Origin of the sequence: Kordia sp., assembly GCF_965224175.1 — a bacterium.
Lineage (GTDB): Bacteria > Bacteroidota > Bacteroidia > Flavobacteriales > Flavobacteriaceae > Kordia.
Map to the genome: position 1 here is coordinate 1,862,644 of NZ_OZ245041.1, position 16,118 is coordinate 1,878,761.

General features: G+C 32.9%; 18 protein-coding genes. 7 read left to right on the top strand and 11 right to left on the bottom strand.

All coding sequences use genetic code 11. From position 1 onward, the window contains the following. Window positions 1-260: 260 nt before the first annotated feature. Window positions 261-947, bottom strand: a complete 687-nt coding sequence (locus ACOQOS_RS08190) for a zinc-ribbon domain-containing protein (RefSeq protein ID WP_420574484.1) — start codon at window positions 945-947, stop codon at window positions 261-263. A 52-nt stretch (window positions 948-999) separates the two neighbouring features. After that, entirely contained in the window at window positions 1,000-2,703 is a 1,704-nt protein-coding gene (locus ACOQOS_RS08195) for a hypothetical protein (protein ID WP_420574485.1), read from the bottom strand. Window positions 2,704-2,860: 157 nt separating this feature from the next. Between ACOQOS_RS08195 and ACOQOS_RS08200 the strand changes: the two genes are divergently transcribed. From ACOQOS_RS08200 to ACOQOS_RS08220, 5 genes are all read left to right on the top strand, one after another. Next, the gene (locus tag ACOQOS_RS08200; protein WP_420574486.1) at window positions 2,861-4,267 is read left to right on the top strand and encodes an MBL fold metallo-hydrolase; all 1,407 of its coding nucleotides are present in this window, start codon (window positions 2,861-2,863) and stop codon (window positions 4,265-4,267) included. Between the two features lie 104 nt (window positions 4,268-4,371). Next, entirely contained in the window at window positions 4,372-4,935 is a 564-nt protein-coding gene (locus ACOQOS_RS08205; RefSeq protein WP_420574487.1) for a TetR/AcrR family transcriptional regulator, read from the top strand. Between the two features lie 64 nt (window positions 4,936-4,999). Next, on the top strand, window positions 5,000-5,761 hold the full coding sequence (locus ACOQOS_RS08210) for an SDR family NAD(P)-dependent oxidoreductase (RefSeq protein WP_420574488.1): 762 nt from the start codon (window positions 5,000-5,002) through the stop codon (window positions 5,759-5,761). Between the two features lie 77 nt (window positions 5,762-5,838). Then, entirely contained in the window at window positions 5,839-6,135 is a 297-nt protein-coding gene (locus ACOQOS_RS08215; protein ID WP_420574489.1) for a carboxymuconolactone decarboxylase family protein, read from the top strand. Next, on the top strand, window positions 6,135-7,178 hold the full coding sequence (locus ACOQOS_RS08220; protein ID WP_420574490.1) for a flavin monoamine oxidase family protein: 1,044 nt from the start codon (window positions 6,135-6,137) through the stop codon (window positions 7,176-7,178). Before ACOQOS_RS08215 ends, ACOQOS_RS08220 begins: the two co-directional genes overlap by 1 nt. A 242-nt stretch (window positions 7,179-7,420) precedes the next feature. Here the strand turns inward: ACOQOS_RS08220 and ACOQOS_RS08225 are convergent, their stop codons facing one another. From ACOQOS_RS08225 to ACOQOS_RS08260, 8 genes are all read right to left on the bottom strand, one after another. Next, complete coding sequence (locus ACOQOS_RS08225) at window positions 7,421-8,263, bottom strand: M57 family metalloprotease (protein WP_420574491.1); 843 nt, start codon at window positions 8,261-8,263, stop codon at window positions 7,421-7,423. 222 nt (window positions 8,264-8,485) lie between these two features. Continuing rightward, entirely contained in the window at window positions 8,486-8,761 is a 276-nt protein-coding gene (locus ACOQOS_RS08230; protein WP_420574492.1) for an ATP-dependent Clp protease adaptor ClpS, read from the bottom strand. 10 nt (window positions 8,762-8,771) lie between these two features. Next, the gene (gene prmA, locus ACOQOS_RS08235; protein ID WP_420574493.1) at window positions 8,772-9,611 is read right to left on the bottom strand and encodes a 50S ribosomal protein L11 methyltransferase; all 840 of its coding nucleotides are present in this window, start codon (window positions 9,609-9,611) and stop codon (window positions 8,772-8,774) included. Between the two features lie 2 nt (window positions 9,612-9,613). After that, a complete protein-coding gene (tpiA, locus tag ACOQOS_RS08240; RefSeq protein ID WP_420574494.1) occupies window positions 9,614-10,363 on the bottom strand; it encodes a triose-phosphate isomerase in 750 nt (249 codons plus the stop codon). 11 nt (window positions 10,364-10,374) lie between these two features. After that, complete coding sequence (locus ACOQOS_RS08245; RefSeq protein WP_420574495.1) at window positions 10,375-10,866, bottom strand: TlpA family protein disulfide reductase; 492 nt, start codon at window positions 10,864-10,866, stop codon at window positions 10,375-10,377. Window position 10,867: 1 nt separating this feature from the next. Continuing rightward, a complete protein-coding gene (locus ACOQOS_RS08250; RefSeq protein ID WP_420574496.1) occupies window positions 10,868-11,437 on the bottom strand; it encodes a L,D-transpeptidase family protein in 570 nt (189 codons plus the stop codon). Window position 11,438: 1 nt separating this feature from the next. Beyond that, complete coding sequence (locus ACOQOS_RS08255; RefSeq protein ID WP_420574497.1) at window positions 11,439-12,515, bottom strand: ABC transporter permease; 1,077 nt, start codon at window positions 12,513-12,515, stop codon at window positions 11,439-11,441. Window positions 12,516-12,525: 10 nt separating this feature from the next. Then, the gene (locus ACOQOS_RS08260; RefSeq protein ID WP_420574498.1) at window positions 12,526-13,758 is read right to left on the bottom strand and encodes a BT_3928 family protein; all 1,233 of its coding nucleotides are present in this window, start codon (window positions 13,756-13,758) and stop codon (window positions 12,526-12,528) included. 146 nt (window positions 13,759-13,904) lie between these two features. Between ACOQOS_RS08260 and folP the strand changes: the two genes are divergently transcribed. After that, window positions 13,905-14,732: a dihydropteroate synthase gene (gene folP / locus ACOQOS_RS08265; RefSeq protein ID WP_420574499.1), complete on the top strand. Its 828-nt coding sequence runs from the start codon at window positions 13,905-13,907 to the stop codon at window positions 14,730-14,732. A gap of 190 nt (window positions 14,733-14,922) precedes the next feature. Here the strand turns inward: folP and ACOQOS_RS08270 are convergent, their stop codons facing one another. Next, window positions 14,923-15,084 (bottom strand): hypothetical protein, encoded by a 162-nt coding sequence (locus ACOQOS_RS08270; protein WP_420574500.1) that lies wholly within the window; start codon window positions 15,082-15,084, stop codon window positions 14,923-14,925. Between the two features lie 185 nt (window positions 15,085-15,269). Between ACOQOS_RS08270 and cdaA the strand changes: the two genes are divergently transcribed. After that, on the top strand, window positions 15,270-16,052 hold the full coding sequence (cdaA, locus tag ACOQOS_RS08275; RefSeq protein ID WP_420574501.1) for a diadenylate cyclase CdaA: 783 nt from the start codon (window positions 15,270-15,272) through the stop codon (window positions 16,050-16,052). Window positions 16,053-16,118 lie beyond the last annotated feature (66 nt).

Below are 16,118 nucleotides of genomic sequence, written 5' to 3' on the forward strand. Positions count from 1 at the left end.
ACCTAAAAAACCTACAGTAAACATAGGCAAAGTGTAGGTAGGATAAAAGGATTAGTACACGTAATTTATAAATTACGTGTAAACAAAGCCTGTATTAACATATTGATTCACAATAAACAAACATGCTTTTTTTTAACATTTTCAGTATTCATATAAAAACTATTTGTTCGATTACTTTTTTAGATATAATAGTGTCTACATATAACTTTTGGGCATAAAAAAAGACGAACAATTGTTCGTCTTTCTTGTATATTTTTTAATTAAAGAGGCTTTACTTCTTCAATTTCATCTGATGCTACAGTTTTTGTTTGAAGCTTATCAATTAATGTTTTGTACATATCTTTTGGAAGTCCGCATGCGATGAGGTAATCTTTCATTAAAGCTTCTTCTGCTTTATCAATAATTCCATCTGCTAATAACACAACGCCTGCTTGTGCCAATATATTCATAATTGCTTCCGCAGATAGTTCATTTCTGGCTTCATTTAATAAGTTAAACACAAAGTTATCTTTATTTAAATCGCGCTTTACTTGTTCCATTATTTGAATCAACTCTGGTTTGATATCATCAAATTGTTCTATTGCATCCATAATTTCACGTTCTTCTTCTGCTGCAAAATCTCCATCAATTACCGACATATGCGTCATAGAAGCAATAAGCGCTTTTGCATAGGTATAACGTGCTTGGTGTTGTGCATTATCACGAACAGCTTGTGACTGACCTAAAAGATCTTTTATCTTTTCATTATAAGCACTTTTACAGTTATTGCATTCGTAAAAACGATCTACAACATCTAGAGGAATCACGGGAATAAAGAATAATGTAAACCATCTTCTGTATAACTTATTAACTAATGTACCATTATCACAGTTTGGACAACTATTGGTTAATACTGGACTTTCACTAACAGTGTGTTTTATTCCTCTGGTTCCGAAAATTATAAACATATGGTTTCTTTTTTCGTAAATATAAGATAAAAAATAGTTAACAACCAGACGCTTATAAAAGTTCGCTTTCCTCCAAACTATTTTTTATAGTGTTGCGAACAATGCGATACGCTTTTCGCTGCCCTAATAATTGAAAGGCAAACGTATAGAAGCTACTTTTGGTAACACTTTTTACTATTTTTCGAATACGTTTCTGAATTGGTTTCTTGTAAGTAGTTTCAAAAGTTTTCATGTTGAACTTTGGAAATGCTGGATAAGGCAAATTTGCATCTTCACCATAAGTTACTGTATCAAATTTCTTCTCAATAACATTTAATACACGCATATCTGGAATGATTGGAAAAAACTTCGGAACTTTATTTTTGTCATCTTTATCACTGAATGAAAAGCGTTTTTTAGTATTTGTCGTTACTGGCGCACCAAATCGTTTTTCTATGTTATGATTCTCTACAGCAAAATAATAACGTAAAAAGGATTGGCAATTTTTTCTCCCTAAATGAAAATCATGTTTGCGAAACGATTCATCCAAAAAACCTCCAAAACCACTTAAAGGCGCGGAAGCTAAATCTTGTTTTGAACGAACTTGACCGTTCTCAGATTGTTGCTTACGTTTAGGTTCTACTAGAAATTTTGTTCGATTGCTTAATGACAAGGCTTCTAAAATTCCATCTTGATTGAACATTACTTGATTTCTCAAGGCTTTAAACATTCCTTTTGCTATGGAAATGATATCTCGCTTACTATCATATGCATCGCTTTCATGATCTTGATTTGGAAAAGGATCGACCATAATAATTGCATAATTATCTTCATCTTTTATGGTTTTGTTTTTTTCAAGAAGCACTTTCATACAAATTCCAAAAGGTTCGTTATTAATCAATCCGCCATCAACAGAATTAAACGTATACGATTCTTTTTGATGCTCTACACGAATTCCTTTACTCTTATCAAATAAGTATTTTGGATATCGCTCTATATATTCCTTAGCTATTGTAATTTCTCTTGACTTTAATCCTATAGGAAATGCTGAAGTACTTAAAGTTGCATCTTTTAAGTAGTTTACATGCGTTTCATCTTTTAAATCTAACACATAATATAAAGAGCTTTCGTCTTTAGGAACACCTGATTTAATGTCTTGATTTGCGATTTTATATCTAAAAAAACCACCGTGATTTGTAATGATACTATCACTATCTTTAAAATCAATTTTAAAATTCAATCCGCGTAAATTCGTAGTAGTCAGTACCAAATCTAAACTCTTTGAAACATAATTAGGAAATGCTACCTGATCATTTGTTTTTAGCGCATGATCTGCAATAGCTTCAATTGGTGCTACATTTAATAACGATTCTGGATATGCGTCATCTTTTAAATCATCAGTATTTAATAACTTCATTAAAGATGTTTCCTTTTCAGTATCTGCCATCTTTACCCAAGATTGATAAAATAAATTATGATCTCCATTAGGATTGTCTTTATTTACAAACTGATGTTCTTTAGTAAGTAAACTTAATAATGTCAACGTTCCTGTAATACCTCCTGCCGATGCTCCGCTTAATACTTCTAATTCAACATCATGCATCGGAATAGAATCATCATAGTCAGGATGGTTTTCTCCTAAAATTAAATTGCGTTCTTTGGCTTTCTCCCATAAGTGCAATGATTCTAACAGATAATCAATTACACCAGCAGTGTATGCTCCAGCGGAAACAGCGCCAGCCATAGTGATACATATTTTAAACTTTTTTGTAGGCATAGTTCATTATAATTTCGTGATAAATATAGTGTTTTGGAACTCCGTTTTTTGATATTGTCATATCAATCTTAGTAAAACTTTTAACAAATAAATAGAATATTTATACAACATTTACAATCATAATGTTTCCTATATTTGTAGTTGCAAAATTTTAAGGATGAAGATTGAACAAATATATACAGGTTGTTTAGCACAAGGTGCATATTACATAGAGTCTAATGGAGAAGCTGCAATAATTGATCCATTACGAGAGACGCAAGCATATATTGACAAAGCAAAAGCTAACAACGTAGAAATTAAGTATGTTTTTGAAACACATTTTCATGCAGATTTTGTTTCTGGTCATTTAGATTTAGCAAAAGCAACTGGCGCTACCATTGTTTTTGGACCAAATGCTACGACAGATTATGAAATGTATAGTGCTAAAGATAATGAAGAGTTCTCTATAGGAAATCTTACGATAAAAGTATTACATACACCTGGACATACACTAGAGTCTACTACGTATTTGTTGATTGACGAAAACGGTAAGGAACATGCTATTTTTTCTGGAGACACTTTGTTTTTAGGAGATGTCGGCAGACCAGATTTAGCTATTAAATCTGACTTAACTAAAGAAGATTTGGCAGGTATGTTATATGATTCACTTCGTACAAAAATTATGCCTTTGCCAGATGATATTATAGTATATCCTGCGCACGGAGCTGGTTCTGCATGTGGAAAAAATTTAAGCAAAGAAACTGTTGGAATTTTAGGTGAACAGAAGCAAACGAATTATGCTTTACGTGCCAACATGACCAAAGAAGAATTTGTTGAAGAAGTTTTAGACGGAATTGCACCACCTCCACAATATTTTGCAAAAAATGCCATGCTTAACAAAGCTGGTTATACTGCTTTTGAAAAAGTATTAGAAAAAGGAAATGTTCCTTTACATCCAGATACGTTTGAAACAATCGCTAATGAAGAAAATGCTTTGGTTTTAGATGTTCGTAATCGAAAAGATTTCTTAACAGAACATATCCCAAATAGTATATTCATTGGACTTGATGGAGGATTTGCGCCATGGGTTGGTGCTTTGATTAAAGATTTGCAACAACCTATTGTTTTAATTGCTCCTGAAGAAAAATCGGCAGAAGCCATAACACGTCTTTCTCGTGTCGGTTATGATAATACATTAGGATATCTTGAAGGCGGAATTAACGCTTGGAAAGCTTCTGGTAGAGATACTACTAGCATTGAATCGATTTCTGCAGAAGATTTTGAGACACGTTTAAAAAACAATGATTTAAATGTACTAGATGTTCGTAAAGACGGAGAATATCAAGCAAAACATATTGAAAACGTACAACACTTTGCTTTGGATTATATCAACGAAAATATGAACGAAATTGATACTACTACAGAATATCATATTCATTGCGCTGGCGGTTATCGTTCTGTAATTGCGGCTTCTATTTTAAAAGCACGCGGTTTTCATAAAGTAATTGATGTTGCTGGTGGATTTGCAGCTATTAAACAAACAAATATTCCCTTAACGGAATTTGTCTGCCCTTCTACACTCTAATTTCAAAATACTTAAACTCTAGTGATACTATAGCAAAACATGGTATTTTTATAAAAAAATAGACAGACTTGTCTGTTTTAAGAAAAATGTTATATATTTGCACTGTGAAACATTCAGAGGTAAAAAATAAAATCATTGAAACTGCTTCATTCTTATTTTATAAGAACGGATATAACTCTACCGGAATAAATGAAATTATTTCAGAAGCAGGAATAGCCAAAGCAACACTTTACAATCATTTTAAATCTAAAGAAGATATTTGTCTTGCTTATCTTCGATATAAGAATACTACCTTTATTCAGGATATTAAAGCATTTACTTCTTCCAAAGTGAATGGAAAAACACAGATACTTGCCATTTTTGATTTTCTAGAATTATTTTTTCAAGATAAAGATTTTAATGGCTGTTGGTGTATTAAAACAGTTTCTGAAATTCCATTTGATAATGAAAAAATTAGAAGTGAAATACAAACTCAGAAGAACAATTTCATTCAATTTATATCAACACTCATCACAAATAATATAGATACAATAGAAGCTGAACAAATTCAATCGATTTCTCGACAAATATATTTACTCTATGAAAGTGCTGTTGGCGAAAGTCATTTGCATCAACTAGATTGGCCAATTAAAGAAGCCAAAAAAATATGCACTCAAATTATAGCATAAAAAATTTTACACAATTAAAGACAGACTTGTCTGTTCATTTTTCAAATTAAATAAAAATAAACAAATGAAAGAATTAGAAAAAAAAGTAGCCTTAGTAATAGGAGGTTCTAGTGGAATTGGAAGAGCAACTGCACAAAATTTATTAAACGAAGGTGTTGAAGTACATATAGTTGGAACTAACGCTACAAAACTAGAAGCTTTTAAGAATGATGCTTCTGAAAATTTGCACACACACCAAGTAGATATTACAAACGCTACACAAGTAGAAGCATTAAACGAAAAAATTAACAGCTTAGATAATTTAGATTATTTGGTAAATGCGTCTGGTATTTTTGGACCAAAAGCATTTTTAGACCACACAGTAGCAGATTATGATTCGTATCAAGATTTGAATAGAGGTTTTTTCTTTATTACTCAAGCTGCCGCTAAAAAGATGAGTACTACACAAGGTGGCGCTATTGTAAATGTAGGTTCTATGTGGGCAAAACAAGCTGTAAAAGCAACGCCTTCTTCAGCATATTCAATGCAAAAAGCAGGCTTGCACTCATTGACACAACATTTAGCAATGGAATTGGCTGATCATAAGATTCGAGTGAATGCTGTTTCTCCAGCTGTTGTTGAAACTCCTGTATACGAAAGTGTTTTTGGAGGAAAGCAAGAAGCTCATGATGCTTTACAAAATTTCCACGGATTTCATCCAATTGGACGCAACGGAAAAGCTCAAGATGTAGCAGATACAATTTCATATTTATTATCAGATAAAGCTTCTTGGGTTACGGGTGCTATTTGGGATACAGATGGTGGTGTAATGTCTGGAAGAAACTAAGAACTAAAGTTATATAAAAGACAAGGTTGTCTAGACTTTGTCTTTTTTCATTTAAAAAAATAAATAGTATGTACAATATGAATAATCTAAAGCAATTAGGAGCTTTAGGGAAAAACGCACCTGCTGCAATGAAAGCTTTTCAAAGTTTAGATCAGGCTGCACTTGGTGATGGTGTTATTCCAAAAAAATATAAAGAATTAATGGCAATTGCCGTAGCTTTAACAACACAATGTCCATATTGCTTGGAGATTCACAAAAAACATGCAATAGAAGCTGGTGCAACTCCAGAAGAACTTGCAGAAGTTACTTTTATTACTGCTGCGTTACGTGCTGGCGCTGCCGTTGTACATGGTACACACTTAATGGAACACTAATGACACAAAAAAAAGCTACTTATATTATTATTGGTGCTGGTTTATCTGGTCTTACTTCTGCTTATGCATTATATAAGCAAGGTAAGACTGATATTTTGATTTTAGAAGCTCGAGAACGTATTGGCGGACGTATTCTGACAAAAAATCACATAGATTTAGGAGCAACTTGGTTTCAGAATCACCATGAATATTTGTCTTCACTTTTAGATGATTTACAAATAGAAAGATTTCATCAATATAGTCAAGGAAAAAGTGTTTTGGTATATAATTCGATGGCGCCTGCACATTACTTTGAGAATGATCCTAGTTATCCAAGTGCTTTTAGAATTGCTGGCGGTTCATCTGCCATGATTGAAAAATTAGCGGCTATTCACAAAGAAAAGATTCACACAAATACTGTGGTTTCAAATATTACAACAACAAAAGGTCAAGTGACAATTTTAACTAATAATGGTACGTATGAAGCAGCTAAAGTTATTGTGACCATTCCGCCAAGAATTGCTACACAAATTACATTTACTCCTGAACTTCCTGAAACACTTATGGAAGCGATGGAAAATACACATACTTGGATGAGTAATGCCATGAAAGTTGGTGTAACATTTGCGAATCCTTTTTGGAGAAAAAAAGGATTTTCAGGCACTTTAATTGGGCAAATTAGTTGTGTAACCGAATTGTATGATCATTGTTCTGTAAACGAAGAAAACTATACATTGATGGGTTTTGTGAATGAAGCTTTACGTGATGTTTCTGCAGAAGAACGCAAGACTAAAATTTTAGCGCATCTTAAAAAATATTTAGGTGATGAAGTCATGAATTACCTTTCATATGAAGAAAAAGATTGGTCGCAAGATTCATACACTGCTTCTTCCAACATTAAGTCAATTTATATGAGTCCACGGTACGGGAATTCAAAGTTTCAAGAGTTTTATCATGACGGACGTTTGTTATTTTCGGGAGCAGAAACCTCTCCTATTCATGGCGGTTATATGGATGGCGCTGTTTTTAGTGGATTGAATGCTGCAAAAAAGTTGATCTTGTAAAATACTTATTGCAGACTTATTGTATTTTAAAGTGAATTCAAAATATTTCTCTTGAAAAGTTATTTTAGTTACAGATTATGTTTGATTTTTTGAATTGTTTTCATTCATATATGTATACATCTACCATAAACACAAAAGTATATAAATGACAAAAAGGCGCTTGGTCATGCGCCTTTTCTATGTTAAAAATCACTCTCGATTTTATTCTGTAAATTTAATTTTATGCGATATTACGCAGTTTCTTAGTATAAGAATCGTAATGCAGTAATATCATTTCCGTTGAATTCTCCATCTTCACTAGAGCTAAAACAAGCGTTCATTAAAGATGTTGGATCCCAACCTGTAGGAGTTCCTGGAATATGAATTGCTCCAACTCCTGCGCTTCCTTCATTAGTGTTTTGTCCACAGCTTTGTCTGCTGAAGTAATCTGAATGACGGAATCCTATAGAGTGTCCGATTTCATGTCCGATTACGTGCTCATGAACATTATTGTCATAAAGACTGCTGTTTAACCCAGAGTTGATACGAACAAACTGGTTTGGTGCTCCTCCTGAAGGAAATCCTGCAGATCCACCTGCTCCACCTTGTACTTGGAAAACTACCATGTCTTTGTCTTGCCAGTTTGTACCAAATGTTAATTGGAAACTAATGTCTAAATTTAATCTGTTATAATTATTTACAGCCCATTGAAGTCCTGTTCTCATTTTGGTTGTTAAACCATTTGAATTATTTCCTGTATATCCGATGATCGTGATTACGCCATCATTTACTAAATTATTTGTGCGGTATTGTTTACTTGTAATGTCTCCACCAAGTTCCATGTTCATTAATTGATCATGCGTCATAAAGATATCACCTTCAATCATGTATCCATCTTCAAGTTTTCCTCCTGGCTTTTCCATAGAAGTTGCTTGCATGTCAAATGTGTTAAAGTGAAGAGATCTAGCTTTTTCAAGAACATCTTGTGAGATTCCTACAGCTGTGTCTTGCTCCTGATCTACTACAGCAGTATCTTTACTACAAGATACGACAGTAATTCCTAATCCCAATGCCAATAGTAGGGTTAAGCTTTTAATTTTTTTCATTTTAAAAAGTTTTTTCAGTTAATGTTATAAATTGTTTGGAGCGATTTTTAACACAGTCCAAAAGTAAGCATTTGATTGAATAATTGCTAATAAAATGTTAAAAAACATAATTATACTTAAAAAATTAACAGATTTAACATGCTTTGTTAAAAATTTATCAAAAAAAAATATGCACTCTTTTTAAGAATGCATATCGTCTAATTTGTTTATTTTAATGGAGTTTCAGATAATTTCAGCCGAAAGTCCAGCTTCAAGTAATTTACTACATCTTGGTTTTAAATCTTCGTACGCTCCAGTTTTTACAGTGCACTTTCCTTTGTAGTGTACAATTATGGAACATTGTTCTGCTTGTTCTGCTGTATGATCACAAGCGTATATTAGTGTTTCAATGACATGATCGAAAGTATTGACGTCGTCATTATATAATATAATTTCATTGTTCTTTTGTACATCTTCTAAGGTGAGAAGTTCTTCCTTAATTTTTTCTTGTGTACTCATCATCAATATTTTACTGCAAATTTACGAATTTTAAAGCAACCCAATTATTTTTTTCAAGTTTGTCCTCGAATTTTAACTTGCTTTTAGTACATGTTTCTGTTATGATAGGAATATCTTCTGTATAAAACCCACTTAAAAATAGTATTCCGTTCGCGTTTAAGCAGTTTGCGTATTGAGGAATATCATTCAATAAGATGTTTCTGTTGATATTCGCAATGATAATATCATATTTTTTACCATCTAGTAAAGAGACATCGCCTTCATATACGGAAATATGTTGACAGTTGTTTCGATCTACATTTTCTAGTGAGTTGAGGTAGCACCAATTGTCAATATCAATAGCATCAATTGGCTTTGCTCCTTTCATTTCAGCTAATATTGCCAAAACACCAGTTCCGCAACCCATGTCTAAGACTTTTTTGTCTGCTACATCTGTGTTTAAGATGTGTTGTAACATCATGTGCGTTGTTTCATGATGACCAGTTCCAAAGCTCATTTTAGGCTCAATAACAATGTCGTATGTAACGGAAGGTTTTTCATGAAATGGCGCTCTCACTGCACATTTTCCATCAACTTCAATAGGTTCAAAGTTCTTTTCCCATTCTTCATTCCAATTGACTTGTGCAATTTCTTCTTTTAGATAGCTTATTTGAAATTCGGAGTTATTAAGTATTTGAATATTATCCAAAATTCCTTCGTGCCAATCATTTTTTTGAATGTATGCGTTGACACCTTCTTCATTTTCTACAAAGCTTTCAAAACCTGCAAAACCCAATTCTGCAATCAAAATTTCAGTTCCTGGTTGTGTAGGTTGTACTTTGAATGTGTATCCAATGTATGTTGTAGACATCTTTATATTGCGTTTATGATAGCAACAAAATCTGCTGCTTTTAAGGCTGCTCCTCCAATTAATCCTCCGTCAACGTCTTCTTTTGCAAAAATTTCAGCAGCATTTGCTGGCTTCACACTTCCTCCGTAAAGGATAGAAACATTGTTTCCTACTTCTGCGCCAAATTTTTCAGCGATTGTTTTACGAATAAACGCGTGCATTTCTTGCGCTTGCTCAGGCGAAGCCGTTTCTCCTGTTCCTATTGCCCAAACTGGTTCGTATGCAAGTATGATATTTTTCCAAGCAGCAGTTTCTAAGTGAAAAAGTGCATTTTTTAGTTGACTTTCTACTACGTTAAAATGGTTGTCAGATTTGCGATCTTCTAATTCTTCTCCAAAACAAAAGACAATTTCTAACTCATTTGCTAAAGCAGCATCTACTTTTTTAGCCAGTAATTCGTCTGTTTCTCCAAAATAAGCTCTACGTTCACTATGACCCAAAATGACCGTATTTACTCCAACGCTTTTTAACATTTTCGCTGAAATTTCACCGGTGTATGCACCTTTGGCTTCTTGATGCATATTCTGTGCAATTACCTCAACATTATGTCCTTTTAATACATTGAATGCTTGAAAAAGGTTTACGTATGTTGGTGCAACCATCACACTAGCCTCTGTATCTGGCACTTGTGCGATTAAGTCATTTAATAATGCTTCCGTTTCTGAAAGATCATTGTTCATTTTCCAGTTTCCTGCAACTATTTTACGTCTCATATTCTTATTTTTTATTGTTTGATTGCTTCTTGCAATGCTTCATCATTTGTTTTTATGGCTTCAAAAAGTTTGATACTTCCGTCTGGATTGATAATCATGTATCTTGGAATCCAGTCGAGTCCTATAGCTTTTCCAAACGCACCTTTGAAACCTGTTGGTACAAAGTAATGCTCTCCAGTTAAGTTATGTTTTTGAATGCCAGCTTTCCAGCTTGTTTCTTTTCGATCCAAAGATAAAAACAGATATGTTAACTGTGGATTATTTTTTTGAATTTCTTTTACGCCAGGAATTCCCTTTATACAATCGCCACACCAAGAAGCCCATACGTCTACAAATACGGTTTTTCCTTTGTATTTGGACAGAACAGCTTCAAATTTTATGTCTTTCCCATCAATCGTACGCATTGTTTCTTGTAATGCTTCTTGCGGAAATTCTTTTAAAATTTCTTTTTTACAACTAACAAATGTAAACGCGATTATGAAGATACATACAATGTTTTTCATTTTATTTTTGAATTGTAATTTGTGTTTGTTTTGTAATGTATGGATAAATTTCGTTGACATGCTTATTTTTCATTGAGATACATCCTAAAGTCCAATTTTGTTTTTCATCAATTATATTGTCCATTCCATCTGGCACACCATGAATACCAACTTCTCCTCCAATGGTTTCACCTTCATTGATAATTCCTTCTGCTTTACGCTGATTGAACTTTTTCCATGAGGACGCATTTGGATAATCGATCCAGATAAATTTTGACCAACTACGGTGCGGATATTTATCGCGAACTCCAAATACACCTTCAGGTGTTCGTTTGTCTCCTTCTTTTTCTTTGTCATCTACAGGGTTTCCGCCAAAAACAACATCATACTGTTTTACTAAGGTATCTGCTGTAAAAACAGAAAGTGTATAGTCACTTTTATCAATTAGTATTCGAATACTTGTATTTGCTGGCAACAGTTGTTTTAGCGTTGTTTCAGGAGTTTGGGAATTACTGTTTGATGTTTCGCGCTTACATGATTGTAGGCATAAAATTATACTGATACAGGCGAAAAATACGGATAAAGTTTTCATATTATTTCAATCGGATTTTAGGATCTAACCAACCATATATGATATCTACCAAGATATTTATGATCACAAACATACTGGCAATGATAAGCACAGAACCCATAATTACTGGTAAATCTTGGCTATTTAACGCATCAACAATTTCTTTACCGAGTCCATTCCAGCCAAATATATATTCCACAAAAACGGCTCCAGCCAACATGGAAGCAAACCAACCTGATATTGCCGTGATTACAGGGTTTAAGGCATTCTTGATAGCATGTTTTTTTACTATTTGAAATTCGCTTAATCCTTTAGCTCTGGCTGTTCTTATGTAATCTTGATTGAACACTTCTAGTAATGAGTTTCGCATGAGTTGAATGACAACTGCCAATGGACGAATTCCGAGTACGATAGCTGGCAAGATGAGGTTTTTCCAGCGAATGCTAATCGACTCACCAAAATCGTCTACTTCGTACAAACTCCCTGTCATGTTTAAGTTTGTATATTCATGCAGAAGAAAACCAAAAATCCAAGCGAATAGAATGGCGCTAAAGAACGATGGAACACTCATTCCTAGTGTACTTATAATTTGAATGGCTTTGTCAATAAATGTGTCTTTATATAATGCAGAAATAACGCCAAATATGATTCCTAATAACATGGCAATACTAATTGCAGCAATGGCTAAAACAATAGTATTGGGCAAAGTTTCTTTGATGACTTGTGATACACTTTTTCCAGATTTTTGAAAGGATTCACGTAAGTATGGAAGCTTTACTACCGTTGTTGTATTTCCTATGGTAAATAGTTGTGCAGCGCTGTATTTATTTTTAGATAAATAGGTGTAATCTTCTTTTTGAGTAGAGTGAAATGATATTGGAAGTAAATCATTTAAGTAATAAGCATATTGTGTTAATATTGGTTTATCGAAACCATATTTTTTCTTTACAATAGCGATTTGTTCTTCTGTCTGGTTTTGACCGAGCATCATTTTTGCAGGATCACCAGGAAGTATATTAAACAAGAAGAATATTACTGTAACTACTCCGAAAAGTGTTAAGAATGCATACCCAATTTTATGTGTGATGTATCTTCCCAAGTATTGTGTTCTATAGTTTTATCTTGTCAAAATCGTTGTAATGCGCTTTGCCTGTAATGGTTCCTTTTTCAAGTTTTAATGCTCCAGGATTTGATCTTATGATGGTTTTTAAGGCAGTTTCATCCGTTAAGTAAAATTCAAAATTGAACGACATTGTATTTGCTAAGTCTTGTAAATCGTTTGGATCTGAAGATGATAAACCAATTACCTTATAACCCGCTTTGATGGCATTGTCTGTAAATTCTTTGACTTTTAGAAGTCCTTCATCTTCTGTTTTGTCTAAGTTGTACATTACAATTGTAATGAGTTTTTCTTCTGCCAACATTGTTTCTGTTAGGTCGCCATCTTCTAGACTTTCTATGGAGAAATCATGAATTGGTGGTTCGTATCCTTCTTCTAGTATTTCACTCGTTACACTTACATAAGTTCCACCTTCTACTTCAGGATAGTTTGCATCTTGCGTAATGATTTCCTTTTGTTCTCCGTTTACATCAAAAATCCACTTGTATTGAAATACAGGTCTTGGTGCATCTGGTGGAACTGACATTCCTTCCATAATATTTGCATTGAGTTTATACGGTCTGAAATCGAATGTTGGCAAATGATTGAGCACATGTCTTCCAAAAAGAATACATGCCAACAAACTTATAGCAGTAATTACGATGTTTACTTTTTTAGGAAATATTGATTTGATATTATAATATCCTATGAATAGAATAATGATAAAGAATAGTAAAATGATATCTTTTGTAAAGCTTTCCCATGGCGTAAGTTTCCAGAAATCTCCAAAACAACCACAATCAGTTACTTTATTGAAATATGCAGAATAAAACGTTAAAAACGTAAAGAAAATAATTAACCCTAGTAAACTCCATAATACTGGTTTTTTGTAAAGGTTTAACAGAATCATCACACCAAGAATTACTTCTAGAATTACAACAAATACAGCAATCCAAAGCGCATACGGTGATAAGAATTCAAGATTTAATACATCTTCTGCAAAATAATCAGTCAATTTAAATGAGAATCCAACAGGGTCATTCAATTTTATAAATCCAGAAAAGATAAATAATCCACCAACAAAGAGCTGTGAAAATATTGTCAAAATTCTTCCGAGTGTAGAATCGAATTTATCCTGTAAATATGCAAAAGCAACTTTAAAAGCCATTGCAACTTTTTGAAATCTATTTAATTTTGACCAATCAAATTCACTTGTGTCCTTGCCGATTTTATTCTTTTCCATTACTTATACTTTTCTATACTCTTGTTAAGTTCTAAAATCACATTACAGTTTTGCTATGCAATGCGTAAGATTTTATGTAAATTTCGCCTAAAGTTTTCAATTTAAAAAAAGAAATGGATATAAGTTCATTTTAAAGGTATTTATGTATGCAAAGTATAAATTGTAGAGGTCAATTAGTTTCCCTAGATACGCCAAAAGTGATGGGAATTTTGAATGTAACGCCCGATTCTTTTTTTGATGGCGGCATGTATAAAGACTCAGCATCTATTTTGACGCAAGTTGAAAAGATGTTGACTGATGGAGCTACATTTATTGATATTGGCGCATACAGTTCACGTCCAAACGCACAAGATGTTTCCGAAGAGGAAGAAAAACAACGCTTGCTCCCTATTGTGCAATTGGTTTTAAAAAAGTTTCCTGAAACACTTATTTCTGTTGATACATTTCGAAGTAATGTTGCTAGAGAAGCTATCAATATAGGCGCTGCTTTGGTGAATGATATTTCTGCAGGAAATTCAGATGTAGAGATGATGAAAACTGTTGGCGAACTTGGTGTTCCTTATGTTATGATGCATATGCAAGGAACTCCAAAAACAATGCAACAAAATCCTTCGTATGACAATGTATTGAAAGATATTCTTAATGAACTTTCTGAAAAAATAGCAATAGCCAAATCACACAAAATTAATGACCTTATCATTGATCCTGGGTTTGGTTTTGGAAAAACTATTGCGCATAATTACACGATTTTAAAAGAGTTGAATTTGTTTAAAATGCTTAATTATCCTGTATTAGCTGGAGTTTCCAGAAAATCTATGATTTATAAAGTATTGGAAACGTCTCCACAAGAAGCGTTGAATGGAACTTCTGTTTTACATACGATTGCACTACAAAATGGCGCTTCTATTTTGCGTGTTCATGATGTAAAAGAAGCTGTAGAATGTATTAAATTGGTCGGAATGATGTATCCGTAAATTTTGTTGGATCATTCTTAAAGGAAAAATTACTAGAATACTTTCAAACAACTTTTTAGATATAGTTTTATCATATTTTTTTGCATAAAAAACTGTCTAGAATGATTTCTAGACAGTTTATAATTTGTGCATTTAATTCTATAAATACTACAATAGTTATTGTTGATTTTATAGTTACAACACCTTATTTTTACATCGAAAGTGGATGTTTTTGACAGCTGCGCTCATTACATTCGCTACCGTAGTTTACACACGATCCGTTGTGTTGACATACAGATCCTCCAAGAATTTGTAACTGTTGTTGTTTTGCTATTTCTTGAACTCCTTGTAGACTTAAAATTTTGTGTAACATGATTTTGTTGTTTTTAATTATGGTTAATAATTATGAAATCTAAACAATATGATTATCAAACTATTACGGTTTCACCTTAAAAAAAGGAAACTTAATTAAAAGTTTTCTTTTTTAAAAAAAATAGCTTTTGCAGCTAGCTTATATAATATTTATTATTTTTACTCAAACTGTTCACCTAACTGACTTTGGATTTTATTGGCTTTTTAAATTTTGGACTATTAGATTTCATCGAAATTATTCTCGTTGCAGTGCTTTTGTATTATGTATACAAACTTGTAAAAGGAACTGCTGCGATTAATATTTTTATTGGAATTGTGATTATTTTCATCATTTGGAAAATCACGGAAGCGCTTGAAATGAATGTACTGAGCAATATTTTTGGTGGATTTATTAATGTTGGAATTATTGCCTTATTTATAGTGTTTCAACAAGAAATTCGAAAGTTTTTGTTAATGATTGGTTCTACAAATTTTGCTACGAAACGGAGCTTTGTAAAGCATTTTAAATTCCTAAAACAAGAAGCAAATACAGAAACAGATGTTGAAGCTATCGTTACTGCTTGCTCTAGAATGTCTGTAACCAAAACTGGAGCCATTATAGTAATTGAACGTAACAATTCATTAGACTTTGTAAAAAATTCTGGAGATGCAATGGGCATGGATATTAATGTCCCTACATTAGAAAGTATCTTTTTTAAGAACAGTCCATTACATGATGGCGCTATTATCATAGAAGGTAATCGTGTGACCGCAACACGTGTTATTTTGCCTGTTTCTAAAGAAAGTATGATTCCACAACGTTTTGGTTTACGCCACAGAGCTGCTGTGGGAATTACCGAAAAAACAGATGCCTTAGTACTTGTAGTTTCTGAAGAAACTGGACAAATTTCTTATATAAGAGATGGTGAATTTGTATTGTATGAAGATATACTTGCACTTCAAGAAATGCTTCAAAATGATTTAAGTTAACTATAACTAGGTAACATTTTAGAAAGAATGCGACTTATAGATAATTAATAGATTTCCCAAAATAGC

Coding starts and splice junctions, on each gene's coding strand:
- ACOQOS_RS08230 (WP_420574492.1), bottom strand. CDS start 8,761: ATGAGTACACAAGAAAAAATTAAGGAAGAACTTCTCACCTTAGAAGAT.
- ACOQOS_RS08200 (WP_420574486.1), top strand. CDS start 2,861: ATGAAGATTGAACAAATATATACAGGTTGTTTAGCACAAGGTGCATAT.
- ACOQOS_RS08250 (WP_420574496.1), bottom strand. CDS start 11,437: ATGAAAACTTTATCCGTATTTTTCGCCTGTATCAGTATAATTTTATGC.
- ACOQOS_RS08270 (WP_420574500.1), bottom strand. CDS start 15,084: ATGTTACACAAAATTTTAAGTCTACAAGGAGTTCAAGAAATAGCAAAA.
- ACOQOS_RS08190 (WP_420574484.1), bottom strand. CDS start 947: ATGTTTATAATTTTCGGAACCAGAGGAATAAAACACACTGTTAGTGAA.
- ACOQOS_RS08220 (WP_420574490.1), top strand. CDS start 6,135: ATGACACAAAAAAAAGCTACTTATATTATTATTGGTGCTGGTTTATCT.
- tpiA (WP_420574494.1), bottom strand. CDS start 10,363: ATGAGACGTAAAATAGTTGCAGGAAACTGGAAAATGAACAATGATCTT.
- folP (WP_420574499.1), top strand. CDS start 13,905: ATGCAAAGTATAAATTGTAGAGGTCAATTAGTTTCCCTAGATACGCCA.
- ACOQOS_RS08195 (WP_420574485.1), bottom strand. CDS start 2,703: ATGCCTACAAAAAAGTTTAAAATATGTATCACTATGGCTGGCGCTGTT.
- ACOQOS_RS08260 (WP_420574498.1), bottom strand. CDS start 13,758: ATGGAAAAGAATAAAATCGGCAAGGACACAAGTGAATTTGATTGGTCA.
- ACOQOS_RS08210 (WP_420574488.1), top strand. CDS start 5,000: ATGAAAGAATTAGAAAAAAAAGTAGCCTTAGTAATAGGAGGTTCTAGT.
- ACOQOS_RS08215 (WP_420574489.1), top strand. CDS start 5,839: ATGAATAATCTAAAGCAATTAGGAGCTTTAGGGAAAAACGCACCTGCT.
- ACOQOS_RS08245 (WP_420574495.1), bottom strand. CDS start 10,866: ATGAAAAACATTGTATGTATCTTCATAATCGCGTTTACATTTGTTAGT.
- prmA (WP_420574493.1), bottom strand. CDS start 9,611: ATGTCTACAACATACATTGGATACACATTCAAAGTACAACCTACACAA.
- ACOQOS_RS08225 (WP_420574491.1), bottom strand. CDS start 8,263: ATGAAAAAAATTAAAAGCTTAACCCTACTATTGGCATTGGGATTAGGA.